The following is a 23,977-nucleotide window of genomic DNA, read 5'->3' on the forward strand; positions in this document are numbered from 1 at the left end:
GACACCCAGCCAGTTCAGAGGGAAAGCTCATGACGACCCAACAACATGACGACAAGCAACCCACCCCGGATCCTGCAGAAAACAACGCATTTTTCCCCTCTCCCTATTCCCTCAGCCAGTTCACCTCACCCAAATCCGACCTCAGTGGCGCCGACTACCCCGACCCCTACAAGGGCGGGCGTTGGAAGGTCCTGGTGATCGGCGCCGATGAGCGTTACCTGCTCACCGACAACGGCACGATGTTCTCCACCGGCAACCACCCGGTGGAAACCCTGCTGCCCATGTATCACCTGGATAAAGCCGGCTTCACGTTCGATATCGCGACGCTGTCGGGCAACCCGGTGAAGTTCGAGTTTTGGGCCATGCCTTCCGAAGATGTGGAAGTGCAGGGCTTTTATGCCAAATACCGCGAGCAGTTCAAGCGCCCGCTCAAGCTGGCCGAGGTGATCGAGAATGCGCTGGGTGAGGACTCGGACTATATCGGCGTGTTTATCCCCGGTGGGCATGGAGCGTTGATCGGCTTGCCGCAGAGTGCCGAGGTGAAGGCGGTACTGGAGTGGATGGTCGCGAAGGACAAGTTCGTGATTTCGCTGTGTCATGGCCCGGCCGCGCTGCTCGCAGCGGGTGTGGGCGAGTCCAGGGATTCCTATCTGTTCAGCGGTTACAGGATCTGCGCCTTTCCCGATGCGCTCGATGCCACGACGCCTGATATCGGTTATATGCCGGGCCATCTGACCTGGAAATTCGGCGAGCAACTGCAAGCGCTGGGGGTTGAGATCGTCAATCAGGACATTACCGGGGCGACGCTGCAGGATCGCAAGTTGTTGACCGGCGACAGCCCGTTTGCAGGCAACAATCTCGGTAAGCTGGCCGCGCAGGCATTGCTCAAAGCGGTCGCGGCGGGGTGACTGAGGCCACTGCGGAGAGGGCGATGCGTGCCGTTTTCGCTATCGAGGCGGCGCAGACGCTGGAGGCCATCCAGCAGGCGGTGCGTGGTTTCGCCGAGGCCTACGGCTATGATCGGTTTGTGCTGTTTTCCGCCTCGTCAGCGAGTGAAGAAGTGGTGGAGCGCATCTATTGGGTGGAGGGCGATTGGTTCGGTAGTGGCCAGGATGTGGATGCCCAGACCTATGTGCGTCGCTGCCCGATCACGCGCCATGTGCTGGATAATCGCGAAGCCTTCTTCTGGATCAAGGTGCAGGACAAAGGCGGGGAGCGCTACCACGTGGTTCGTGCTCCAAGCGGCCCTGGCGTGCAAGGACTGCAGGTGCCGGTGTTCGGTCCGCAAGGGCTTGAAGGTGCCATGAGCCTGGGCGGCGAGCGGGTGGACGGCTCGGCGCGAGTACGCCTGGGGTTGAGCATGGTCGCCACGGCGGCTTTTTTCTGCGCACGCAGGCTGCTTGAGCCGCCGGTGGCTGAATGGGTAGGCAAGCTTTCCCTGCGTGAGCGGGAAGTGCTGGCTTGGACGGCTGCCGGCCGGCGCCAGGCCGATATCGCGGCAACCCTCGGTTTATCGGAGCGCACCGTGGAGAATCACTTGCGCTCGGCGCGCCGGCGCCTTGGGGTGGCGACGACAGCGCAGGCCGTCAGGATTGCGATTCGCAAGGGGGAGATTGAGGGTTGAACAAGAGGTTTTTTGAAAACACGTTAGTTAATACACGGTGACGGCCCACGACGCTTGTCCTGGAGCGGAGATTGGCAAAAGCGTTGGGGCAGCATCGACATTTGAAAGAGTCAAACTTTGCGTGCCCAGCTTCCGAACATCACATCGCCGATGTAGATGCCTGAAGAGGCTGAACGCTCCTGATCCAAGCGCTCTTGCAGCGTTTCAATGTCGACGTCTTCTGCACTGGCCACCCCTAATGCAGTGATCCGCGGTAAGCACGCTCGAACGATGGCGCCAAGGTTGTAGGGTGTATCAGGTGTTTGTATCAGGCATTCAGCCCGCACGCTTTCAACAGTCAAGCCTGCCTGTGTAAAAATGCCGTGCAGATTAAAACCGATGTGTAGATCGGCTCCTTCGCGAGCAATCATTTCCTGTATCCAGGATTGCGCCGTTTTATGCAAAGGGAAGGGATCCAGGCTTGTGGGCACCATCGTCGTATCGTGCTCTTGAAAGACCACGATGCCAGTGGGGCGCAAGTACCTCGACAGCGCACGAATCGTTGCCACCGCATCCTTCTGATACATCAGGACACGCCGCCCAACGATTGCGTCAAAAGTGCCGAGAGAGTCCTGCAGTTCTGAAACATCACACTGCAAAAACTTCAGCGAAGGGTGGTTTCGTGATGCATTGCGCTGGCGTGCACTGGCGATGGCTGCGGCGTCACGATCGATTCCGACGATCTCTGCGTCATTCTCCACCAAATTACACAACAGAAATGAAACATCCCCCGAGCCGCAGCCAACGTCCAGAATTCGCATCCCTTTTGCGATTCCTGCGTCGATCAGCAAACGTGTGGTGAAGTCGGGTAGGTTGGTCGACATTACTAAGCCTCAATAAGTTTATAAGTAAGCGTAAGCTCTTATTGCCGTGCTTTTTGGCAGTGTAGAAGGTTTCACCCAGTCAGTGGCGAGTCTCCAATGCATGAAGTGTGACGCTGGCGGTATGTGGACTGGGATGTCCGCTTCTGGCCGATTGCTGCCCGTCACCAGCGCAGAAATCGGCCAATTGCAGACCTTGGATGTGTCTGGAAAACTGAGGGCGATTCACCTTGCGCAAGGTGTTGCGACAGGAACGCCATCGCAGAAGACACTAAAGTGTGCACAGGCTAAGGCAACGACGCGTGTCAGACCTTGAAGCGCGCCACTAAGTGATTGAGCTCAATAGCTAGGTTGGCCATCTCGCTGCAGGCGCTGGCGGTCTGACTGGCGCCTGCTGAGCTCTGGATTGACAGTTCACGGATAGTGGTCAGGTTCTGATCAGCCTCGCGGGCCACCTGAGCCTGCTCTTCTGAGGCGGTGGCGATCAGCAGGTTGCGCTCGTTGATCTGGGCTATGGCCTGGGCGATCTGTTTGAGCGACAGATCTGCATTCTGGGCCACCGCGATTGAGCTGCTGGCTATCTGGGCGCTGACGCTCATGGCTCTCACCGCCTGGGTCGAGTCGTCCTGGATCGCGTTGATCATCTGTTCGATTTCCTGGGTGGACTGCTGGGTGCGATGGGCCAGAGCACGCACTTCATCGGCAACGACCGCAAAACCGCGGCCTTGCTCGCCCGCACGGGCAGCTTCAATAGCCGCATTTAGCGCTAGCAGATTGGTCTGATCGGCAACCGCGCGAATCACTTCGACCACCTTACTGATGTCCTGTGCTCTGCCGGACAAGGCCTTGACCTGTTCACCAGTGCTGGCCACGTTGCTGGCCAGACCTTCGATGGCCTTTAGGGTCTGGGCCACGTTCTCGATCCCCGAGCGGGTGAATTCCGTTGATTCGCGGGAAGATTGGGCGGCGGCTTCGGCATTGCGTGCCACCTCGTCCACCGCTGCACTCATTTCGGTCACGGCGGTGGCGGCCTGATTGACCTCATCGTTCTGTCGCGCTAGTCCACGGCTGGCCTCTTCGGTCACCGCGCTCATCTCTTCAGAGGCGGATGCCAATTGGGTGGAGGAATCGGCGATACGGGCGATGGTTTCGCGCAGGTTGCTCTGCATCTTCGCCAAGGCGGCGAGCAGGCGGCTGGCTTCATCGCGGCCATTGATCACTACCTCCCGGGACAGGTCGCTGCCGGCGATGCGCTCGGCCACGGCCAAAGCTTCGCTGATCGGCGCCGTAATGCTGCGGGTCAGCATCGCAGCCAGTACGATGGTCAATATGACGGTCGCGACCAGCAGGCCGATTACCAGTGTCACACCATTGCTGTAAGTCGCGGAAGCATCCAGACCTGCACGCTTGGCGCCGTCATCGTTAAAATCTGCGAGCTTGTTCAGCTTGTCTTGCAGGCCATTGGTCATAGTACTGATACGGGTATTGATCAAGACGATGGCTGCGGCGTTATCACCACTTCGCAGCAACGGCTCAAGCTCATCCAGCAGCTTGAAATACTGCTGAATATCGTCGGCCACTGCCTGGTAGAGCTCACGCTCTGCCGGCCCGCTGATCAGGGGGGCGTAAAGGCTAATGGTGTTCTGCACCGTGCTGCGGTAGCCGCTCAACGCAGCGATGCGGGTTTGGCGCTGTTGCTCGTCGATTGTTACGATGCGGACGCTTTCAAGGCGCAGACGAAAGATGGCTACCTGCATCTTGCCGATTTCACGGATGCTTGCCATCCAATTATTTTCGACGACCTGCTCCGAGTCCCTAAGCTTGCCCATTTGCATCAAAGCGACAATGCCTAGAGCAAATACCACCAGGATAATGAGTGAGAAGAAGCAGGTCGACCGTGGAGCAAGGTTCATATTCCTGACGTTCATGTTTAACTCTCTTGGAAAGGTAGGTAGCCGGCATAGAGACTGGTCCGTGTAGAGAGCCCGGAAGTGTGCGATGGCATGAGGTACCTGCGAAATGGGAGGAACAATCAGGGGCACCTGCAAGGGTATGTATTCGCCCTTGGTCCGCATCCTGCGCAGGTATTCTTTTGTTAGACGGCAACGAGTAGCGGCGCTTTCCTGGCTAGCTAAAAGTTGTACAAATGTTGATACTTGTACAACTCTTGTACAGCTATTTTGCTGTGATGTCGTCATGACATCATGCGATCCCGATGAGCGGTCAGTAACCTCCAATTTCTGGCAGCCGCGAGAAATAGAGGTCTGGCTATCGGGCTGACTACTGTTTGGCGGCGATACAGCCAAGGCCATCTTTGGGCCGATAGAATCCTGCGCCTGTAAAAATGCGTAGCGCTATTTCTGTACAAGTATTTTGTATGGGGTGAGCTAGGGCGCGCTAATTGTGAGCATGCGCTGCGCTAGGGGCTGTTGCCGTTTTATCGCGAGCCGCGATGCTGCGAGAGATGGCTCCCGGTTATGGGGGGCGAGTTCATCTCGGATCTCCATGCGAGATGGCGGGGCAGGTTTGCCCAACGTGCGAGGGGGTTATGCAAATGGCGAGCGATGGTATTGACTGCCCCACTTGCGGGACATTCATGCCGGCTGGCCGAGCATGAGAGGGACTAGCGGACTGATCGACATGAACGTCTAATTGGTCGATTTTGCCAGCTTATCTGCCGCCAATTATATCCGACGTTAATGTCTGCTTTTAGCCGATAGCTGCCGCTTACTAACGACTATTTTCGACCGAGAGCGGACGCTCGCCCAACCGCTCTACCAACCTTACGAGATAACCGTCGGCATCCTGGACGATGAATTCTCGCTGACCTACTTCTACATTTTCAGCCCGATACCAGGTGTCTTTGCATTCTCGATAGAGTGAAACACCAGCCTGATCAAGTCTTTGGATGACGGGGGCGACAGCTTCAATATCAATCTGTAGGTTCATGCCTCTTCCAAACGGCCTGCTCAACGGCGCCGTCAGCCATTGACCCGCGTGCGAATCAATCTGCTCAAGCATGACTTGAGCGCCATTCAAATCAAGGTATGCAAACCCATCTTCCGGGCGTTGATAAGCTACTTTGAACCCCAGGCAAGAGACCCAAAAAGCCAAGCTGCTCTGCAGGTTGGTGACCATTAACTCCGGAACCAGTTTGTTACGTTCGAACATGAGATGACTTCCATTTCACAAGGCCCATTTCTGCAGGCGGACAGGTGTCAGTATCCAACAAATGCGCCGCGATTCAAATGTGGGAGGGGGCTTGCTCCCGATAGCGGTGGGTCAGTCAACATCAATGTTTGCTGGGCTGACGTCTTCGCTGGCAAGCCCCCTCCCACATTTGGATCGTAGAGTATCAGTTAGATAGCGGTCGGTTGTCAGGCTCCAGGGAGAGCAAGCTTACTCCCCTATCGAAGCAGCCCCGATAGCAAAATACGAAAGCTGGCGATTGCTTGCGTCGATGCCAGGTGTGGATCAGCCGCACTCGCGATCCACAGAGACGCATTCAAGGCAGCGCCGTTGACGAGGTAAGCAGTCGCCTGTGCATCCACGGGCTTGATGACGTTCTGATCGATCAACACCTGAATGCTGTGCATGGTGCTGGCCAGGCACGCGCTTTGGCTGGCAGCCCGCGCCGGATCGCCAAGAACCGCAGGACCATCCAGCAGCACGATACGTTGAATTTCCGGTTCGAGTGCAAGCTTGATCCACTCGACGCACTCCTCAACGAAACCCTCCCACGGCGTATCTGCTGTTTCCACGACTGCACGTAGGCGCGCCGAGGATTCTTCGTCTATCTGAGCAATCACGGCTTCCAGCAGGCCTTTCTTGCCACCGAAGTGGTGATAGAGCGCGCCGCGTGTCAATTCGGCATCCGCGGTCAGATCCTCCATGGCAGTTTCGGCGTAGCCCTTCTCTGCAAAGGCTTTGCGGCCTGCCGCGATCAATTTGCTGCGCGTTGACGCAATCATATCTGCACGTTTTTGTCGCGCCATCAGGCTCTCCTTACTAGATCATGAATGCATTGACATGCAGTGCGTATGTTAATACATTAATCGCATACATTTTGTATGTGAGTGCGGCGGGAGCTGCCTACCGCATCATTTGGTCAACCCAAGCGCGAGAATGTCATGACAAAACTATCGAATCAGCAGGTCGTATTGGCGGCGCGTCCAGATGGAGATTTGAAGCCATCCGACCTACGTCTTGAGGATGTAGCAGTACCGATCCCTGGCGAGCGCGAAGTTCTGCTGGAAACCATTTACCTTTCCATTGACCCATATATGCGCTGGTGGATGAGGGCTGAAAAGTCATACAACGATCCTATCGAGATCGACCAGGTCATCGTCGGTGCTACGGTGTCCCGTGTGAGAGAGTCCCATCACCCCGATTGGCAAATCGGTGCTTGGGTATTGGCTTTTTCCGGATGGAAACGCTTTGCTGTTTCAGACGGCAGCGACCTGCGTCGACTTGAGCCAGACCTGGCGCCGCCTTCCACCGCACTGGGCGTGCTTGGAATGACTGGTTTCACGGCCTATGCGGGCTTGCGTAACATTGGCAAGCCCAAGCCTGGCGAAACCGTAGTGGTTGCAGCTGCCAGCGGCGCGGTCGGCTCTATGGTCGGACAAATCGCCCGTCTGCGTGGGGCACGAGCGGTAGGCATCACTACTGGGGCGCAGAAGCTCTCTTACGTGAAGGACGAGCTGCATTTCGATGCAGTGGCCGATTACAACGCGCCAGACTTCGCGGAACAACTGGCCAAAGCCTGCCCGGACGGAATTGACGTCTACTTTGAAAGTGTCGGCGGAAAAATCTGGGATGCCGTGCTGCCGCTCTTGAATACTTACGCTCGCGTACCTGTGTGCGGGGTTATTTCTCAATACGAGAAACCGTCCGGCGCCCAGGAAAACACCGATCGCCTCTCCAATACGATGGCGCAGATTATGGGCAAGAGCTTGACCCTGCGTGGTTTCATCCAGACGGAATATGCCCAAGAGCAGCTAGCTGATTTTCTCGAGGAGGCGGGCCAGTGGATCGCCGATGGAAAATTGAGTTATCGCGAACAGATTACCCATGGGTTGCATACCGCACCGCAAGCTTTGATCGACCAACTCAAGGGACGTAACTTTGGCAAGACGATTGTCCAGGTCAGTGAGGCGTAAACCGGTCTAGCTGAAGCCCTGCCCATTAAAACGAGCTCATACCAGGATAGGGGTGTTATGAAACGATTTGAGATTCAACAGATCGCGCAGCTTCCACCACAGATCCTGGCGCTGGAAAAAGAGGCCGTTGGTGAAGGTTTCAGGTTCCTCACACGCCTGATTACCGAGTGGCACTCTGGAGCAAACCGCTTTGACGCCCCCGGCGAGTGCCTGATGGGGGCCTATTTGAACCAGCAACTGATAGGCATTGGAGGTCTGTCAGTTGATCCATACGCTGGAAATAATGCGGCTAGACTACGACGGGTATACGTCGCAGCTTCGTCAAGGGGGCAACATGTGGGACAGACGCTAGTAAAGGCGCTGGTTGCACGTGCCGCGCTCAGGTTTCAGATCGTGCGTCTTTCCACTGATACGTCTGAAGGAAACGCGTTTTATACGCACTGTGGTTTCAAGCGAACAGATGATGCCCACGCCACCCATATCATGTTGCTTGGGGACACCTGAGGCGGGCAGTTATCGGCCGGCGGTCATTCACCAAGCCGAGCAATTCACACCGGTGCATAGGGACATCGTTATGCCCTTAGCTTGTCTCTTTCCAGTCAGCAAGGAAACGTTAATGGGAATCCGAGGAAAAGACCGTCAGATCGACAACATCGAGTTCAATGTCGTCGACATAGCCCGAAGCAAGGAGTTTTATGCAAGCGCATTCGATTGGAGCTTCGTGGACTATGGCCCGACATATTGCGAGTTCAGCGACGGTCGTATGACCGGTGGATTCACCACGGGAGAGCCGGTGAGGCCGGGAGGTCCTTTAGTCATTCTCTATGCCGACGATCTGGACCGAACCGAACTCAGGCTCAAAGCAGCGGGCGCTACGATCAGCCGTGAGGTTTTCTCATTCCCAGGTGGACGCCGTTTTCACTTCATCGACCCAGATGGCTACGAGCTGGCGGTGTGGTCAGCTGATCCTGAGCCTTAAACCTTCGACGTCACTGTCCATTGGCGAAGTTGAACCGCACACGCCGGGAACGACCGACTGTGCCTGGAAGTCTACCTGTATCTACTCATGGGTAAGGTACAGGGCAATGGACAAGACAATCACTGTGGATCAACTGGCTACCACTGACCTTAGATCCATCAACGAGATATGGCTCGGCGGCACGCATACCCAGCTATGCCTATGGCGTGGCGAACAAGTCTTCACCCACGAAATGCTCAGCGAGGGCACCCACGATCAGAATGTGCGACGCCTGTGCTTGCAGTTGGTTAACCCTGACGATCAGGCCGCAGTGGCCAGCGTTGAGTTGATCGCGCGCGAACGGCTGGAAAAGATGGGGAAGAAGGGCGAGTTTTATCCGGCCGAAGAAGTGGATACTCATCGATAGTGGGCCGCTCTTTAGACGTTCACGCAAGGCGGCGAGCCCGGTTGGTGTCTTTGGATGGCGGACACCCGAACTGGCCACTGTACTCACCGCTCAATTGCGATGGGCTTTTTTGTGGTGCGTCCGACTGCCAGTCCGCACTGAGCGGTCATGGAAGGAGGGCGTGCTTTCGCTAGAAGCTCTCAAGACTGACGTTGATTCCAGCTCGTCCAGCCAGCTCAGTAATCGCTCCCAGCCGATCAGCGTCAACAATGACACCGTCGTAATTCTCACCGCCGGTGTCCAGGTGAAGGTAACGTTTACCGAACCGCGCCAGCCAATGATCAAAGTTGTGGAGCACCTCTGGCATTGATGAGGCGCCTTCGCGCACACACGCGTAGGGTACTTTCACACCACTGGCGCTGACCAGATAGGGCGCTTGATACTCAAATACGTCGTAGCCTCTCCAATCCAGGCTAAGGAGAAGGTGTTCAAGTTTTTGTCCCTTTGGGTCATTCAGGAATCCCTCCGTGAGAGCACTGGGTGCGTCGTCCCCCATTGCGTACCTACGCATGACACGTCTAACAAGTCTGGCGCCTTCTTTTTCCGGAATGAACGCTACCAGTGCCCAGGCAAAAGCCTCCAGTGCTTTTTTTTGACCGGAATCGCTTCGCTCGGGGCGCAGTTCCTTCATGATTGCTGAAGCGCTGAGGTTTATCTCCTCGGGTGGAGGCATGGTAAAGCGCCCACCAAAAAGCCGATCTAAAATGCCCATGCCAGTCCCTTATGCCGGTGAGGAAAACATCGCGTTTAAATACTACATGAGCATTTCAAAACCCGGGATGGCAAGTGGCCGACTGACGTTAAAACGGCGTGCCAGCTGGCTTTTGGTGTAGTTGCCAGAAAACCAGTCAGTGACCGGTCTGATTCGTTGATTCATGGGGGGACTCTTGGTTCCAGAGCATGATCAGTTATCTCCTGATCATGCGTATTGACCTGTAGACCATGCCGTCGATGAGCATCCGAGCATTTCGTGTCCCTCTGAAACGCAGCAACCGTTCGTTCGCCGCTTGATCTTTTTTCAGGCTATTTGGTCCGAATCCGCTCCAGCAAAAGTTTTACTCCGTCATTCAAACACGCTGTGGTGCGCAGCTTGGAAAACTGCGCGCCGTACATTTCCCGTTCCATGTCGGGGCGGACAGTTTCCAACGGAGTAACCAACGATGCGCAATTCTCACAAGGACTCGATGTATGTGAGCAGGCATCTGCTGCAGTGGACTATCGCCCTGATCGGTTCAACGACCGCCCCCTTCACGCTGGCACTGACAATTCCGGATGCCGGGCAACTGCTTAACGAGCAGCAGCAAACCGCGCCGACCGAACGTCAGTCGACCCAGCCGCCACCGGCCTTCGAAATTCCATCGGGCACCTCGTCGGTAAAAGACTCAGGGTTGCGCATCAAGCTCAATGCCATTCGTTTCAGCGGCGATACCCAACTGGCCGACCGCGAAAATCTCCAGGCGTTGGTCGCGCCGGTACTGGGCAAGACCCTCGATCACCCAGGCCTGCAGCAACTGGTGGAAAGCCTGACCCGTTATCTGCGCGGTCAGGGTTACGTCCTGGCGCGAGCGTATTTGCCTCGCCAGGACTTGACCGAGGGTGTGCTCGAAATCGCGATCGTCCAAGGCAAGCTGCAATCGGGGGCTGAACGTATCAAAGTCAGCGGACAAACCCGTACGTCTGCCCAGCGTTTGCATGACATTGCCAGCGCAGCCTTGCCTGAAGGCCAGGTCCTGCGCGCCCAGGAGTTGGAGCGGGCGCTGCTGCTGATCAACGATCAGCCGGGTATCAAGGCCCAGTCGGCCCTGGATCGTGGCGTTGAACCGGGTACCAGCCAGTTGTTGATCAATGCCACGCAAGGGCCGATCTTCAGCGGCGGCGTTTCGGCGGACAACTACGGCAACCGCAGTACCGGCACGGCGCGCGGCAACGCGCAACTCAATGTCGATGATCCCTTCGGTTTCGGCGACCGCTTGTACCTCGGGCTCAGCAAAACCACAGGCAGCTCGGTGGTGGGCGGTGGCTATAGCTTGCCGCTCAGCCCGTCGGGGCTGCGCCTGCTCGCGGCCGCTTCCTACCTGCGTTATGACGTCGACCAGGAAGTATTCAGGCCGCTGGACCTGCGCGGCAACGCCAAAAGCGCTTCCCTGGGGCTGACCTATCCATTGATTCGCTCGCGCCTGCAAAACCTCGACGTCACCGCCACCTACGAGCGACGCGAACTCGAAGACCGTGGGCTGGGCAGCCAACTGCGTGAGCGCACCCTGGACAACTTCACCTTCGCCCTGAACGGCAACCGCTTCGACAGTTTCGCTGGCGGCGGCGTGACCGATGCCAGCGTTGCCCTGACCGTTGGCAAGCTCGACCTTTCAGGCAATCGCGATGATGAGTTCGCCGACCGCATGAGCGCCAAGAGCGACGGTCAGTTCCATAAAGTCAATGTGCGCCTGTCGCGCCTGCAAAGCCTGGGCGCCGCTGACACTTGGACGGTATTCGGCGCGGTGTCCACTCAATGGGCCAGCCAGAACCTCGATTCGTCCGAGAAGTTCCTGCTCGGCGGACCGGCTGGCGTGCGTGCTTATCCGGTTGGCGAGGCCGCCGGCGATCATGGCTGGCTGGGCACACTGGAGTTGCGTCGCGAGATCGATCTCGGCCTGCCGATGGCCAAGTTCCAGGCCTTGGGTTTCTTCGACACCGGCCGTATCTGGCTGCATGAAAAGCAGTGGGAAGGCTCGGTCAACAATGCCGAAAACGCCAGCCGTTATGACCTCAATGCCGTCGGGCTGGGCGCCAACCTCTGGGTCGGCAATTGGACCGTGCGCACCGCGGTCGCGCGCACGCTGGGCGACAACCCCGGTCGCAGTCTGTCGGGCCATGACGCAGACAGTCGCTCCAGCGACTGGCGCGCTTGGCTACAAACGTCCGTCGCTTTCTGATCACGCCGTCAGCCCCCGAATTCTCAAGAGCATTCCATTATGAAGAACGCCTCGTTGAACCATGTTTATCGTTTGGTCTGGAGCGATGTCGCCCAGGCTTATGTCGCTGTTTCCGAACACACCAACGCCCGTGGCAAGCGGGGTGGGCTGATGGCTACGCTCGCGGCCCTGGGCCTTTTGGGCGCGAGCGTGGCCCAGGCGGCCGACCTGCCGACCGGCGGCACGATAGTCGGTGGCGCTGGCAGCATCTCGCAGAACGGCAACCACATGGTGATTGACCAATCCACCGGCAAGTTGGTGACCAACTGGAACAGCTTTGATGTGGGCCGTGACGCCAGTGTGACGTTCCAGCAGCCAAACAGCGCCAGTGTCGCGCTCAACCGGGTGGTCGGGGGCGGCAATGCCAGCCAGATCCTAGGCAAACTGAATGCCAACGGCCAGGTCTGGCTATTGAACCCCAGTGGCGTGGTCATCGGTAAAGGCGCCCAGGTCAATGTGGGCGGGCTGGTCGCCTCTTCGCTGAAGATCAGCGATGAAGATTTCCTGGCCGGTAAAACCACCCTCGGCGGCGGTGCCGGTGCCGGCGCGGTGAGTAACCAGGGGCGTATCACCACCACCGAAGGTGGCGTGGTCGCATTGATCGGGCCGCAAGTCAGCAACAGCGGGGTGATCCATACGCCTGGCGGCAGCACGGCGCTTGCCGCGGGTGACAAAGTCAGCCTGGATTTCACCGGCGATGGCCTGGTCAGCGTGAATGTCGACCGCGGCGTGCTGGATGCGCTGGTGCAGAACAGCGGCCAGATCAGCGCTGACGGTGGCCTGGTAACGCTGAGTGCACGCTCGGCCGATGCAGCCATCAGCAGCGTGGTCAACAACACTGGCCTCATCGAAGCCAAGGGCATGCTCAAGCGCAATGGCCGTATCGTGCTGGACGGTGACGATCAGGGCGGCTCGACCCAGGTGGCTGGGGTGCTCGATGTCTCTTCGCAGCAGGGCAAGGGCGGCGACATCGTTATCACCGGCGAGCAGATCGCCCTCACGGGGGCTGCGCTGGATGCCAGCGGCACCCACGGCGGCGGCACGGTCAAGGTGGGCGGCGGCTGGCAGGGCAAGGACACGAGTATCGCCAACGCGCGCAGGGTCACGGTGGATGCACGCACGACGGTGCGTGCCGATTCGACCGGCCAGGGCGATGGCGGTACCGCAGTGTTCTGGGCGGATGACAGTACGCGCTTCGCCGGCACCGTTTCGGTACGTGGCGGCGCGCAAAGCGGTAATGGCGGCAAGGCCGAGGTGTCCGGCAAACAGACACTGCAGTACAGCGGTGTCACCGATGCACGCGCCTCTCACGGGCGTACCGGCGATCTGTTGCTGGACCCCGCCACTATTACGGTCCGCGGCGGCGGTACAGCGGGTGACGCAATTACCGGCAGCAGCGTAACGGAAAAGGCACTGGAGGCGCAGACCGCTAACGTGCTGCTGCAAGCCACCGACTCCATTACGTTTGCCGATCTGACGCAAAATGGTGGCGATGGCACCATCACCATGCAGAATGATGTCAGTTTCCGCGCTGAAGCTGCGGGCGGCAGCGATGCGGTGATCAGCTTCGCCAATGCGGCCAATACCCTGGAAGTATCGGGTACCGGCAGTATCTACATGCAAGCGGGCGGCAGCGGGTCAGGCTCGATCAAAAACTCGTTCAACCTGATTGCGCACGGCGCGGGGGCCAACCCGGCGCTCGCTGACCTGCCTACGCATAATGTCGCGAATATCGGCAGCGGGGTTCCCGGCGCAGGCAGTATCACGCTCCTCGGCGCCGACGGCCTGACCATCGCCGGCGCCGTCAGCACCCATGGCGGTTATGTGCGGCTGTCCAGCGACTCGGACACGGGTGGGCGCGGGGCGTTGACCATCAACACGCCAATCAACACGGCCGGCGGCAATCTGTATCTGTCGTTTGGTGCAACCAACTACCCGGAAAGCATTGCCACGCTCACGGGCGATATCGCCCTCGGCGCGGGGCGGCTGTACTTCGGCGATGCGATGGGGGCCAAAGGGCTGGGCGGTTCGACAGGTGAAAAGCGCCTGGGCGGCAAGCTCACCCTCAATGGTGACGTCAACTTCTCGACGCCGCTGACCATGCTCGGCGGTGCATCGATTTACACCGACGGCAACATTAACTTCACCAGCAACGTCAAGCTCGATACCGGCAACGACGCACTGACCCTGCGTGCGACCAATATCGATTTCACCCAAGCCACGCTGCAGAATGTGTCGACCGCCAGCCTCAGGCTGGAGCCCTGGAACATCGCCACCAATATCTCCCTGGATGGCAACGACGGCATTGCGACGGCCAATACGCTGGGCAAGCTCGACAACATCATGAACCTGACCATTGGCCGGCTGGACGGCACCGGCACCACGACCGTGAACAACAGCGGGTTCGGCTTCCAGGCCAACAACAGCCTGACCTTGCTCAATGGCAGCATCCAGGTCGACGGTGCCCTGCAGAACACCAGTTCGACCGGGCATGTGATCACCCGTGCGGGCCAGGCGGATGTGGTGATCGGCAACGCAGGCAGCGTTACCGGCAAAGGCAGCGGCGACGCGGTGGTCTTGAGTGCTGCGCGCAACTTCATCAATAACGCAGGCAGTGCGGCGCTGAATGCCTCCAATAGCAATGGGCGCTGGCTGACCTATTCGACCAGCCCGGAGGCGGACGTACGCGGCGGCCTGCCGCTTGATTTCAAGCAATACAACGCTCATTACGGCGACACACTGGCGCAGTCTGGCGGAAACGGCCACATCTACACCGTCGCTCCCAAAGTCGCGGTGGGCCTGACCGGCGAGGTCAGCAAAACCTACGATGGTGATGCCCACGCCACCGTCAAGGCCAACAACTTCACCGCGACTTCAGGCGCTATCGATGGTGACGATATCAGCCTTATCATCGCCGGCTATGACACGGCAAGCTACGACACCAAAAACGCCGGAAGCGCCAAGACCGTCACCGTGAACGGCATCAGCCTTGGCGAAGCGCAGAACGGTAATGCCAAGGTGTACGGCTACCAGTTGGTCTCCAACACTGCCAGTGGTGATATCGGCAACATCGACAAAAAAGTCCTGACGGCGACCGCAGACGTTTCCGGCAAGGTCTATGACGGTAATACCGCAGCCGGCTTGAATAACATTCAGTTGGTCGGTGTGATCAGTGGCGATGTGGGCAACCTGGATGTGGTGGGCAATCAGGGCAGCTTCATTGACAAGAACGCGGGCACCGGCAAGTCGGTTACCGGTACGGGCATCAGCCTGGGTGGCGCGGAGGCGGGCAACTACAGTTTCAACACTGGCGCGCAAATCGGCACTGGCGTTATCGACAAGAAAACCCTGACCGCCACGGCGGATGTATCCGGCAAGGTCTACGACGGCAATACCACCGCCAATTTGGGCAATGTCCAGTTGGTGGGTGTGGTTGACGGCGATGCTGACGAGCTGCAAGTGGTCGGCAACCAGGGCAGCTTTATCGACAAGAACGCAGGCATCGGCAAGTCGGTTACCGGCACGGGCATCAGCCTGGCGGGTGAAGAATCGGGCAACTACAACTTCAATACCGGCGCGCAAATCGGCACCGGCGTTATCGACAAGAAAACCCTGACCGCCACCGCAGATGTCTCCGGCAAGGTCTACGACGGCAATACCACCGCCAATTTGGGCAATGTCCAGTTGGTGGGTGTGGTTGACGGCGATGCTGACGAGCTGCAAGTGGTCGGCAACCAGGGCAGCTTTATCGACAAGAACGCAGGTGTGGGCAAGTCGGTAACCGGTACGGGCATCAGCCTGGCGGGTGAAGAGGCGGGTAACTACAGCTTCAATACCGGCGCGCAAATCGGCACCGGCGTTATCGACAAGAAAACCCTGACCGCCACCGCAGATGTCTCCGGCAAGGTCTACGACGGCAACACCACCGCCAACCTGGGCAATGTTCAGTTGGTGGGTGTGGTAGACGGCGATGCTGACGAACTGCAAGTGGTCGGTAACCAGGGCAGCTTTATCGACAAGAATGCAGGCGTGGACAAGTCGGTAACCGGTACGGGCATCAGCCTGGCGGGTGAAGAGGCGGGTAACTACAGCTTCAACACCGGGGCGCAAATCGGCACTGGCGTTATCGACAAGAAAACCCTGACCGCCACGGCGGATGTATCCGGCAAGGTCTACGACGGCAATACCACCGCCAATTTGGGCAATGTCCAGTTGGTGGGTGTGGTTGACGGCGATGCTGACGAACTGCAAGTGGTCGGCAACCAGGGCAGTTTCATTGATAAGAACGCAGGTGTGGGCAAGTCGGTTACCGGCACGGGCATCAGCCTGGCGGGTGAAGAGGCGGGTAACTACAGCTTCAACACCGGGGCGCAAATCGGCACCGGCGTTATCGACAAGAAAACCCTGACCGCCACCGCAGATGTCTCCGGCAAGGTCTACGACGGCAATACCACCGCCAATTTGGGCAATGTCCAGTTGGTGGGTGTGGTTGACGGCGATGCTGACGAGCTGCAAGTGGTCGGCAACCAGGGCAGCTTTATCGACAAGAACGCAGGTGTGGGCAAGTCGGTTACCGGTACAGGCATCAGCCTGGCGGGTGAAGAGGCGGGCAACTACAGCTTCAACACCGGGGCGCAAATCGGCACTGGCGTTATCGACAAGAAAACCCTGACCGCCACGGCGGATGTATCCGGCAAAGTCTACGACGGCAACACCACCGCCAGCCTGGGCAATGTCCAGTTGGTGGGTGTGGTTGACGGCGATGCTGACGAACTGCAAGTGGTCGGTAACCAGGGCAGCTTTATCGACAAGAATGCAGGCGTGGACAAGTCGGTTATCGGCACGGGCATCAGCCTGGCGGGTGAAGAATCGGGCAACTACAACTTCAATACCGGCGCGCAAATCGGCACTGGCGTTATCGACAAGAAAACCCTGACCGCCACGGCGGATGTATCCGACAAGGTCTACGACGGCAATACCACCGCCAATTTGGGCAATGTCCAGTTGGTGGGTGTGGTTGACGGCGATGCTGACGAACTGCAAGTGGTCGGTAACCAGGGAAGCTTTATCGACAAGAATGCAGGTGTGGACAAGTCGGTAACCGGTACGGGCATCAGCCTGGCGGGTGAAGAGGCGGGCAACTACAGCTTCAATACCGGCGCGCAAATCGGCACCGGCGTTATCGATAAGAAAACCTTGACGGCAGCGGTTGATATTGCCGACAAACTGCACGATGGGAGCACCACGGCGACGATTCGCGACGTGACGTTGGGCGGCGTTGTCGCGGGCGACAGTGTCGGGGCCATCGGCAGTGCCGACTTCCTGACTCCAGGGGCTGGCCGTAACAAGCCTGTCGCGGTGATCGGTCTGCAATTGATCGGCAATGACTTTGCCAACTACCAACTGGCAAGTGATCGCGTCAGCGGCAGCGCATCGGTCGATGCACCGCTCTACACCCCTGTTGGATTGCTGGGCAAAACCGAAGGCGCCAACGGCACCGCGCTGACGGCAAACCAGCCGCAGACCCGCCCTGACCAAGCCGCTGCGCGCTATACGCAGCCAATGGCAGCAACGGCCTTGGTGACCAATGAGTCGGCGATCACGCCGCGCGCCTTGGACATCGGCGCGAACGCGCCATTGCGTGGTGACCTGTTGAGTGCAAACGGCAACTTCAGCCTGGTCGTCGAGGATGGCGTTTCTACCCCAGCCACGAAAAACGTGTTGAATTTGTACAGTTCGCACGCCGGCAAGGAGCTGCTGGGCCAAGGGAAATACGCGGCGAGCGACATGGGCAACAATATTTTGCTGGAGAAAGTGGCATCGACCCTGCGTAACCTGCCGATGCTGCAAGAGCAAGGTGTATCGCGATCGCAAGGTTCGGTGGCACTGGGCACGGGCGAGCTTCTGCTGATCAGCGTCAGCATGCTGAAGGACGCCACGTTGCTGGTGGAGGCCGAGCCGGTCACCCAGGCGCTGTCGAACGAGGAGCTTGCGACCTATGGTCTGGCCATCGCGAAACAACATTTGGGCGTCACCGTCGACTCGATAAAAAACGTGGTGATCGAACATTCACCGCGCCAGGGAAGCGCCGGTCAAATCCACCATACGGGGGTGGTAAGCCGCTGATTGATCCCACCTGATGGGCGAATAGGTGGGCCCTGACAAAAACGCCCGATGCGCTGCATCGGGCGTTTTTTTTGCTGGTCCGGTTCTTTAGAGTAATCAGGCGCCGATGGCTTAGTCGATATCCGGCCCTTACTGTTCGTCATAACGCCTGCGCGCCTCGTTAAAATGCCCCGACTGCTCGATCACCCACGTCCACAGCGGAATCATCTGCACCAATAAGCCCATACCAAGATCGGTCAGGGCGTACTCGACCCGTAAGGGCTTTTCGCCAAAATCGTGACGAGAGATCAGCCCGTCGCGCTCCAGCTGACGCAGTGTGTGAGTGAGCATGCGTTGAGTGACGCCGTGCAATCGGCGACGTAACTCCGCGTGTCGCAAGGGGCTGGTCACGCCCAATGCATGCACCACGCCCAGTGACCACCGATTGCCTGAATGGCCCAGGATATCGCGCTTAAGACCATCCTCGTCGTCGCTGAGCGCGCGACAGGCACCCTGCGAAAGCCGCACGATTTCCTGAGCGTCCAGGCCGCTCGGTATCACCGATGTACCTACTTTTTGCGCATCGATGCCCATGGCAAGATCCCCATCTTCAAGTCAATTGCGCCAATCAGAGGCTTACCATGCAGGCTGCTATTTCAAACGTCAAACAACGTATTCTGGTATTAGGTGCCGGTGAGTTGGGGCTTGCCGTGCTACAAGGCCTGGCCGCTCGATCAACCGAATTGGCGAGCATCAGCGTGCTGCTGCGCCAGGCAGCGTTGCAGAGCTCATCCCAGGAAAAACAACGGGAAATCGAAGCGATCAGGACGCTCGGTGTCGACATCGAGACAGCCGACATCACGCAGGCCGGCGAGGAAGAACTTGCCGCGGTGTTGGGACGCTTCGATACAGTGATCAGCTGCGTGGGGTTTGCGGCGGGCCGGGGCACCCAGCGCAAGGTGACCGAGGCCGCGCTCGCGTCAGGTGTGAAACGCTACATTCCCTGGCAGTTCGGCGTTGACTATGACGTGATTGGCCGTGGCAGCCCGCAAGACCTGTTCGATGAGCAATTGGATGTCCGCGACCTGTTGCGTGCGCAATCGCGGACTGAGTGGGTGATTATTTCAACCGGCATGTTCACCAGCTTTCTGTTCGATCCGGCTTTCGGGGTCGTTGACCTGCACGGCGGACAGGTCAATGCGCTGGGCAGCGTCGAGACCAGGGTTACGGTGACGACGCCAGAAGACATCGGCAAGCTCACCGCGGCCATCGTCCTCCAGCACCCGCGCATCGTCAATCAGGTGGTATACACGGCTGGCGACACCCTCAGTTACGGCGACGTGGCCGATCTGCTTGAGCGCGTCACCGGACAAAAAATCCAGCGCCGAGTGCTTAGCGTACAGCGATTGCTGGCAGACCTTGAGGAAATGCCTGACGATAATCTACGCAAATACCGCGCTGTTTTCGCGATGGGCCGAGGTGTCGCCTGGGATGTAGCGCTGACATTCAATGGAGCCCATGAATTACCTGTGACCAGCGCGGAACAATGGGCGCAGTCTAATTTAAGTCGTCGCGAGGGATTCTAGGCTTGCGGCAACATTAAACTGCTCGCCACCTCAGCACCGGCAATTCATTGGTGGGCTGTATCACAGGCGCGACGCGGCTCACCGAGCAATCATCCCGGCTGCTTGTTCGGTTGCTTCGGTGGTACGTGTCGCGAGTTTACGCACCTCGTCGGCCACCACAGCGAAACCGCGCCCATGTCCGCTGATGCGTGACTTGCGCCTCTCGCAGCGCATTCTGCTCGTGCTGCCTGGCGCCTACGGCCGGATCAAGCCCTGCGCGCAGTCAACAACACCGTCGCCGCCGCCGACAACAACCCCGCGCAGCAACGATTGAAGAGGCGCTTGCCACGTGGCTCGGCGAACCAGCGGCGCATATGCAGGCCCATATAGGCGTAGGCGCTGATGGCGACCCATTCCAGGGCCAGGAACATCGCGCCCAGCAGGGCGAATTGCGTGGTGATGGGTTGGCCGGGCACCACGAACTGGGGGAGGAAGGCGGTGAAGATCAGGATAGCCTTGGGGTTGCCCGCCGCCACCAGAAACTCCTGTCGCGCCAAGGCCAATAAGCCGACTTTGTTGGTGGCCGTTTGGGTCTCTGCCTGTGGGTCCGCACGCCATAGCTGATAGGCCAGGTAAAACAGATACGCCGCGCCGAGAATCTTGATTGCGTAGAACAACAATTCCGAGGTCTGCAGCACCACCGCCAACCCGGCAGAGGCGAGGGCAATCATGCCGGCGAAGGCCAGCAGGCGGCCGAGACCGGCCAGGCAGGAGGTGCGAAAGCCGTAGCGGGTGGCGTTACTCACCGACAGCAGGTTATTGGGGCCGGGCGCCATATTCAGGGCGAAGCAGGCGGGGAGAAAGAGGGCGAGGGTGGCGAGGTCCATGGCGGCTCCAGGTGACAGGTGGCAGAGGCATGAGCATAAGGCTACGTGGCGCGGTTGGACAATCCTTGCGTTGGCCCGCTGCCTTGTAATCTGGCTATGATGCTGCGACACCCTTCACGGGCTTTCGAAACGGAGGAAACACCTTGCTGAGCATCGGCATCCTGGGCGTCGGCGAATTGACTGAAAAAGTGGTGATCGGCTTGCGTCGCGGCGGTTTCAGTGGGCGGGTGCTGCTGTCGCCACGCAACCGTGAGCGCGCCCGGCAGTTGGGCAGGGCCTGGGCTGGTGAGGTCATGGCCGACAACCAGGACGTGGTCGATCAGGCGGACCTGTTGTTCCTGGGTGTGCGCCCTGAGGTGGTGGAGGCGCTTTCCAGGGAGGTCCGCCTCAAGCCAGGGCAACCCCTGGTTTCCCTGGTCGCCGGCATGAAATTGAATGACCTGCTGCGTTGCTTCCCACAGGCGCAGCCCGTGCGGGCGATGCTGTCCTATGCCGCGCAGATCAACCAGTCGACCGTGGTGGTCACGCCAGCGGGGCAGGCCCATGAGGCGTTGTTGGGCACCCTTGGATCGTTGATCGTGCTGGATCAGGAAGACGCCTTCGAACTGGCCACGGTAGCAGCCTGCATGAACGGCTGGTTCTATTTCTTTCTCAATGATCTTCAGCAGTGGTTTACCGATAAAGGACTGAGTCCGGAGCATGCCCGGCAATTGGTGATGGGCAATATGCAGGACTGCCTGGCCAGCGCCGGTCATCAGCCCCAGGCGCGCATGGACACCTTGGGCAATGCCATCGCGACGCCGGGCACCTTCACGGCTGCCGGGCTCGAAGTGCTGCGCGACAAAGGCGCGCCGCAGGCGTGGGCAGCGGCGTGTGATGAGGTGCTGGCGCGCCTGCAGAAAACGTCGCAGGGGCACTCCGGCGATCAATAACCCTCAAGTTCTTAACAAAGGTTTACACCACTGGGCGCGCTCATTCGGTATGTTTTTCAGCCACTTGCGTAACCGGGTAGTGCCTCGATGCAGACTTGTCATCAGCGGTTGGATCCGCAGCTCATCACCATCCGCCGGCTGTTTCCAAGCCCGTTGGCCAGCATCCAGGTGCCGGATGCGCAATGGCTCAACGGCGAGCTCAAAGACCTGATTGCCCAGCGCATGGCCGCCGACACCCTGGGGGCGCAGCGCAGCAATACCGGCGGTTGGCAGTCCGCCCATGATTTCCCGGAGTGGGGCGGGGTAGCCTGCGAGACGCTGGTGAGGTTTGCCACAGAGTTCGCCACTCAACTGACAGCAGTGCATAGCGAGCAATACGGCTTTATCGAGCCCGGTTTCGAATGGAAGATCAATGCCTGGGTGAACGTGAATGAGGCCGGGCACAGCAATGCATTGCACGGCCACCCGGGAGCATTCTGGTCCGGGGTGTATTGGGTCGATGCCGGTGGCCGGGAGGACGACCCGGCAGTGGGTGGGGACCTGGAATTTCTCGACCCGCGCGGCATGGTGGCCTCGACCTATAACCCGGCCCTGCGAATGAGAGTGGAGGACTGCCTGACTGCCGGGTTCAGTAGTACCTGCGCGGCGGCCAGTGGCACCTTTGTCATGTTTCCGTCTTGGCTGATGCACTCGGTACGACGCTTTTCAGGTACGCGGCCGCGGATCTCAATTGCGTTCAACTTTGGGGTTTGAGCGTGCCCGGCCGGGGGCGCAGCCGCCTGAGTAGAGATAGCATCGGGCGTCAGGGTCGTGGAATACCCCTCAGAATATCGCCGATTGTTGCCCGTCAATACCGCTGCTTCATTGCAGGACTTTTTACGTGTACGGGTAAGACGTTTCACTGATAGAATGCGATGAATTCTCATTAACATCTGTCTTATACCGTGCAACCAACTTCACCAGCCAATCATCACGTGTCTCAATCTATCGGGCAACTCTACAGCCACCACCACGGTTGGCTGCAGGGTTGGTTGCGCAGGCGTCTGGGCAATGCGGCTGATGCGGCAGACCTGGCCCAGGATACGTTCGTGCGTTTGCTCAGCAGTGGGCCTGGCGAGCCGCTGAACTTCACAACTCCACGTGCGTATCTGGCCACTGTTGCCAATCGCCTCACCCTCAACCTCTACCGCCGTCGCTCACTGGAACAGGCCTACCTGGCTGCGCTGGCGCAAACCCCGGAAGACCTGGCGCCGTCGCTGGAACATCAGGCGCTGGTGCTTGAAGCCCTCGACGAGATCGACCAGGTACTTGCGCTCTTGCCGGCCAAAACCCGGCAAGCGTTCCTGATGTCACAACTGGAGGGGTATACGCAGGAAGAGATCGCCAGCCGGCTCGGTCTCAGCGTGCGTTCGGTACAGCGCTACCTTGCGCGGGCTCTGGAAGAATGCATTGTGCTCGCCAGCCAGAGCGCGGCATGAATAACACGCCCATCGACCGGCGTATTGCCCGCGAAGCGGCCAACTGGTACGTACGCTTGCAGAACAGCAACACGTGCGCCGCCGAGCATGCCGCTGGCGCCGAGTGGCGGGCGCTGCATGCCGACCACGAACGGGCCTGGCAACTGGCCGAACAGTTTTGCGGCCGAGCCCAGCAGCTTGCCGCACGTGCAGAGCGCGCAGCGCTTGAGCGCCCACGCGGCCTGGAGCGGCGGCAGGTGCTCAAGACCCTGGCGATGCTGATCGCTGCCGCTCCGTTGGGCCTTGCCGCCCATCGGGGGCTGCCATGGCGCGAGTGGCAGGCGGACGAGCGCACCGCCGCAGGCGAGCAGCGCACCCTGAACCTGCCGGATGGCGCGCAGATTCGCCTGAACACTGGCAGCGCTGTCGACATTGCCTACGACGGCAGCGTTCGTCGCATACGTCTTATCGCTGGCGAGATGCTCTTTGAGGTGCCCCACATGACTGCGGGGCCGCCGTTTATCGTCGACACCGCCGAAGCCCACATCGTCCTTTTCGGCAACCGCCTAATGGTGCGCCAATACCCGCAGCGCACTTACCTCGCCGCGCTGGACGGCACAGCCGTGGTGCGCCCGCGGCTGTTACCCGGGGAGGAGGGCATGATGCGCCTGGCAGCGGGCCGGCAGACCTACGTCAACAACCAGGCCGTGGAACCTTCGATGACACTGGCGCATAACCGTCTGGACTGGCTTGCCGGTGTGCTGCGCGCAGAAAAGATGCGCCTGGATGATTTCATCACTGAGTTGAATCGCTATCGTCCCGGCCTGCTGCGTTGCGATCCAGCCGTCGCAGGGTTGCTGATCTCCGGCACCTTCCAGTTGCGCGATACCGACCAGATTCTCCAGGCTCTCAGCCAGACGCTGCCGGTAAGCGTCCTTTACCGCACGCCCTACTGGGTGACTGTCACCACGCGTAGAAACGCGTAAATA

The 23,977-nt window shown here is 59.1% G+C and carries 20 protein-coding genes and 1 pseudogene; 13 read left to right on the forward strand and 8 right to left on the reverse strand.

Annotated features, from left to right (window positions below):
- The first annotated feature begins 29 nt into the window (after window positions 1-29).
- Together hchA and NMB39_RS13345 are read left to right on the forward strand one after the other, a co-directional pair.
- Window positions 30-908: a glyoxalase III HchA gene (gene hchA / locus NMB39_RS13340; RefSeq protein WP_494339084.1), complete on the forward strand. Its 879-nt coding sequence runs from the start codon at window positions 30-32 to the stop codon at window positions 906-908.
- Between the two features lie 23 nt (window positions 909-931).
- A complete protein-coding gene (locus tag NMB39_RS13345; RefSeq protein ID WP_231989027.1) occupies window positions 932-1,624 on the forward strand; it encodes a PA1136 family autoinducer-binding transcriptional regulator in 693 nt (230 codons plus the stop codon).
- A gap of 110 nt (window positions 1,625-1,734) precedes the next feature.
- On the opposite strand, the gene NMB39_RS13350 is transcribed toward NMB39_RS13345, so the two are convergent.
- From NMB39_RS13350 to NMB39_RS13365, 4 genes are all read right to left on the reverse strand, one after another.
- The gene (locus NMB39_RS13350) at window positions 1,735-2,487 is read right to left on the reverse strand and encodes a methyltransferase domain-containing protein (RefSeq protein WP_057024058.1); all 753 of its coding nucleotides are present in this window, start codon (window positions 2,485-2,487) and stop codon (window positions 1,735-1,737) included.
- Window positions 2,488-2,789: 302 nt separating this feature from the next.
- A complete protein-coding gene (locus NMB39_RS13355; RefSeq protein ID WP_057024057.1) occupies window positions 2,790-4,412 on the reverse strand; it encodes a methyl-accepting chemotaxis protein in 1,623 nt (540 codons plus the stop codon).
- A gap of 802 nt (window positions 4,413-5,214) precedes the next feature.
- The gene (locus tag NMB39_RS13360; RefSeq protein ID WP_494339083.1) at window positions 5,215-5,655 is read right to left on the reverse strand and encodes a bleomycin resistance protein; all 441 of its coding nucleotides are present in this window, start codon (window positions 5,653-5,655) and stop codon (window positions 5,215-5,217) included.
- Between the two features lie 236 nt (window positions 5,656-5,891).
- Window positions 5,892-6,479, reverse strand: coding sequence for a TetR/AcrR family transcriptional regulator (locus tag NMB39_RS13365; protein WP_046068320.1), 588 nt, complete (start codon window positions 6,477-6,479; stop codon window positions 5,892-5,894).
- A 135-nt stretch (window positions 6,480-6,614) separates the two neighbouring features.
- On the opposite strand from NMB39_RS13365, the gene curA reads away from it, so the two are divergent.
- From curA to NMB39_RS13385, 4 genes are all read left to right on the forward strand, one after another.
- Window positions 6,615-7,646, forward strand: a complete 1,032-nt coding sequence (curA, locus tag NMB39_RS13370; RefSeq protein WP_057024055.1) for an NADPH-dependent curcumin/dihydrocurcumin reductase — start codon at window positions 6,615-6,617, stop codon at window positions 7,644-7,646.
- Window positions 7,647-7,703: 57 nt separating this feature from the next.
- Window positions 7,704-8,150: a GNAT family N-acetyltransferase gene (locus NMB39_RS13375; protein WP_057024054.1), complete on the forward strand. Its 447-nt coding sequence runs from the start codon at window positions 7,704-7,706 to the stop codon at window positions 8,148-8,150.
- Between the two features lie 112 nt (window positions 8,151-8,262).
- Entirely contained in the window at window positions 8,263-8,625 is a 363-nt protein-coding gene (locus NMB39_RS13380; protein ID WP_198721427.1) for a VOC family protein, read from the forward strand.
- Between the two features lie 106 nt (window positions 8,626-8,731).
- Entirely contained in the window at window positions 8,732-9,031 is a 300-nt protein-coding gene (locus NMB39_RS13385) for a hypothetical protein (protein ID WP_057024052.1), read from the forward strand.
- Between the two features lie 169 nt (window positions 9,032-9,200).
- Here the strand turns inward: NMB39_RS13385 and NMB39_RS13390 are convergent, their stop codons facing one another.
- Window positions 9,201-9,782, reverse strand: a complete 582-nt coding sequence (locus NMB39_RS13390) for a DUF6630 family protein (RefSeq protein WP_494339082.1) — start codon at window positions 9,780-9,782, stop codon at window positions 9,201-9,203.
- Between the two features lie 448 nt (window positions 9,783-10,230).
- Here NMB39_RS13390 and NMB39_RS13395 point away from each other — a divergent pair, with 448 nt between their 5' ends.
- Together NMB39_RS13395 and NMB39_RS13400 are read left to right on the forward strand one after the other, a co-directional pair.
- A complete protein-coding gene (locus NMB39_RS13395) occupies window positions 10,231-12,003 on the forward strand; it encodes a ShlB/FhaC/HecB family hemolysin secretion/activation protein (protein WP_494339081.1) in 1,773 nt (590 codons plus the stop codon).
- A gap of 39 nt (window positions 12,004-12,042) precedes the next feature.
- Window positions 12,043-18,168: a YDG domain-containing protein gene (locus NMB39_RS13400; protein ID WP_494339080.1), complete on the forward strand. Its 6,126-nt coding sequence runs from the start codon at window positions 12,043-12,045 to the stop codon at window positions 18,166-18,168.
- A gap of 129 nt (window positions 18,169-18,297) precedes the next feature.
- On the opposite strand, the gene NMB39_RS13405 is transcribed toward NMB39_RS13400, so the two are convergent.
- The gene (locus NMB39_RS13405) at window positions 18,298-18,741 is read right to left on the reverse strand and encodes a winged helix-turn-helix transcriptional regulator (protein WP_082636685.1); all 444 of its coding nucleotides are present in this window, start codon (window positions 18,739-18,741) and stop codon (window positions 18,298-18,300) included.
- Window positions 18,742-18,788: 47 nt separating this feature from the next.
- Here NMB39_RS13405 and NMB39_RS13410 point away from each other — a divergent pair, with 47 nt between their 5' ends.
- The gene (locus NMB39_RS13410) at window positions 18,789-19,733 is read left to right on the forward strand and encodes an aromatic alcohol reductase (RefSeq protein ID WP_494339079.1); all 945 of its coding nucleotides are present in this window, start codon (window positions 18,789-18,791) and stop codon (window positions 19,731-19,733) included.
- Window positions 19,734-19,811: 78 nt separating this feature from the next.
- On the opposite strand, the pseudogene NMB39_RS13415 reads toward NMB39_RS13410, so the two are convergent.
- Together NMB39_RS13415 and NMB39_RS13420 are read right to left on the reverse strand one after the other, a co-directional pair.
- Window positions 19,812-19,913: pseudogene (locus NMB39_RS13415) on the reverse strand (methyl-accepting chemotaxis protein); the annotation flags it as partial.
- A 65-nt stretch (window positions 19,914-19,978) separates the two neighbouring features.
- The gene (locus tag NMB39_RS13420; RefSeq protein WP_057024047.1) at window positions 19,979-20,599 is read right to left on the reverse strand and encodes a LysE family translocator; all 621 of its coding nucleotides are present in this window, start codon (window positions 20,597-20,599) and stop codon (window positions 19,979-19,981) included.
- Window positions 20,600-20,742: 143 nt separating this feature from the next.
- On the opposite strand from NMB39_RS13420, the gene NMB39_RS13425 reads away from it, so the two are divergent.
- The 4 genes from NMB39_RS13425 to NMB39_RS13440 all read left to right on the forward strand — a co-directional run bounded on the left by NMB39_RS13425 (window position 20,743) and on the right by NMB39_RS13440 (window position 23,974).
- Window positions 20,743-21,531 carry an NAD(P)-binding domain-containing protein gene (locus NMB39_RS13425; protein ID WP_494339078.1) on the forward strand — a complete coding sequence of 263 codons (789 nt, stop codon included), beginning with the start codon at window positions 20,743-20,745 and terminating at the stop codon, window positions 21,529-21,531.
- An 87-nt stretch (window positions 21,532-21,618) separates the two neighbouring features.
- Window positions 21,619-22,284, forward strand: a complete 666-nt coding sequence (locus NMB39_RS13430) for a TIGR02466 family protein (RefSeq protein WP_306958021.1) — start codon at window positions 21,619-21,621, stop codon at window positions 22,282-22,284.
- A 191-nt stretch (window positions 22,285-22,475) separates the two neighbouring features.
- Window positions 22,476-23,009, forward strand: a complete 534-nt coding sequence (locus NMB39_RS13435; RefSeq protein WP_057024044.1) for a sigma-70 family RNA polymerase sigma factor — start codon at window positions 22,476-22,478, stop codon at window positions 23,007-23,009.
- Window positions 23,006-23,974, forward strand: coding sequence for a FecR family protein (locus NMB39_RS13440; protein ID WP_494339077.1), 969 nt, complete (start codon window positions 23,006-23,008; stop codon window positions 23,972-23,974). Before NMB39_RS13435 ends, NMB39_RS13440 begins: the two co-directional genes overlap by 4 nt.
- The last annotated feature ends 3 nt before the right edge of the window (window positions 23,975-23,977 follow it).

It is taken from the genome of Pseudomonas sp. FBCC-B545 (assembly GCF_059134095.1).

Coding starts and splice junctions, on each gene's coding strand:
- NMB39_RS13430 (WP_306958021.1), top strand. CDS start 21,619: ATGCAGACTTGTCATCAGCGGTTGGATCCGCAGCTCATCACCATCCGC.
- hchA (WP_494339084.1), top strand. CDS start 30: ATGACGACCCAACAACATGACGACAAGCAACCCACCCCGGATCCTGCA.
- NMB39_RS13385 (WP_057024052.1), top strand. CDS start 8,732: ATGGACAAGACAATCACTGTGGATCAACTGGCTACCACTGACCTTAGA.
- NMB39_RS13345 (WP_231989027.1), top strand. CDS start 932: ATGCGTGCCGTTTTCGCTATCGAGGCGGCGCAGACGCTGGAGGCCATC.
- NMB39_RS13350 (WP_057024058.1), bottom strand. CDS start 2,487: ATGTCGACCAACCTACCCGACTTCACCACACGTTTGCTGATCGACGCA.
- curA (WP_057024055.1), top strand. CDS start 6,615: ATGACAAAACTATCGAATCAGCAGGTCGTATTGGCGGCGCGTCCAGAT.
- NMB39_RS13440 (WP_494339077.1), top strand. CDS start 23,006: ATGAATAACACGCCCATCGACCGGCGTATTGCCCGCGAAGCGGCCAAC.
- NMB39_RS13360 (WP_494339083.1), bottom strand. CDS start 5,655: ATGTTCGAACGTAACAAACTGGTTCCGGAGTTAATGGTCACCAACCTG.
- NMB39_RS13375 (WP_057024054.1), top strand. CDS start 7,704: ATGAAACGATTTGAGATTCAACAGATCGCGCAGCTTCCACCACAGATC.
- NMB39_RS13400 (WP_494339080.1), top strand. CDS start 12,043: ATGAAGAACGCCTCGTTGAACCATGTTTATCGTTTGGTCTGGAGCGAT.
- NMB39_RS13390 (WP_494339082.1), bottom strand. CDS start 9,782: ATGGGCATTTTAGATCGGCTTTTTGGTGGGCGCTTTACCATGCCTCCA.
- NMB39_RS13405 (WP_082636685.1), bottom strand. CDS start 18,741: ATGGGCATCGATGCGCAAAAAGTAGGTACATCGGTGATACCGAGCGGC.
- NMB39_RS13395 (WP_494339081.1), top strand. CDS start 10,231: ATGCGCAATTCTCACAAGGACTCGATGTATGTGAGCAGGCATCTGCTG.
- NMB39_RS13420 (WP_057024047.1), bottom strand. CDS start 20,599: ATGGACCTCGCCACCCTCGCCCTCTTTCTCCCCGCCTGCTTCGCCCTG.
- NMB39_RS13380 (WP_198721427.1), top strand. CDS start 8,263: ATGGGAATCCGAGGAAAAGACCGTCAGATCGACAACATCGAGTTCAAT.
- NMB39_RS13410 (WP_494339079.1), top strand. CDS start 18,789: ATGCAGGCTGCTATTTCAAACGTCAAACAACGTATTCTGGTATTAGGT.
- NMB39_RS13365 (WP_046068320.1), bottom strand. CDS start 6,479: ATGGCGCGACAAAAACGTGCAGATATGATTGCGTCAACGCGCAGCAAA.
- NMB39_RS13355 (WP_057024057.1), bottom strand. CDS start 4,412: ATGAACGTCAGGAATATGAACCTTGCTCCACGGTCGACCTGCTTCTTC.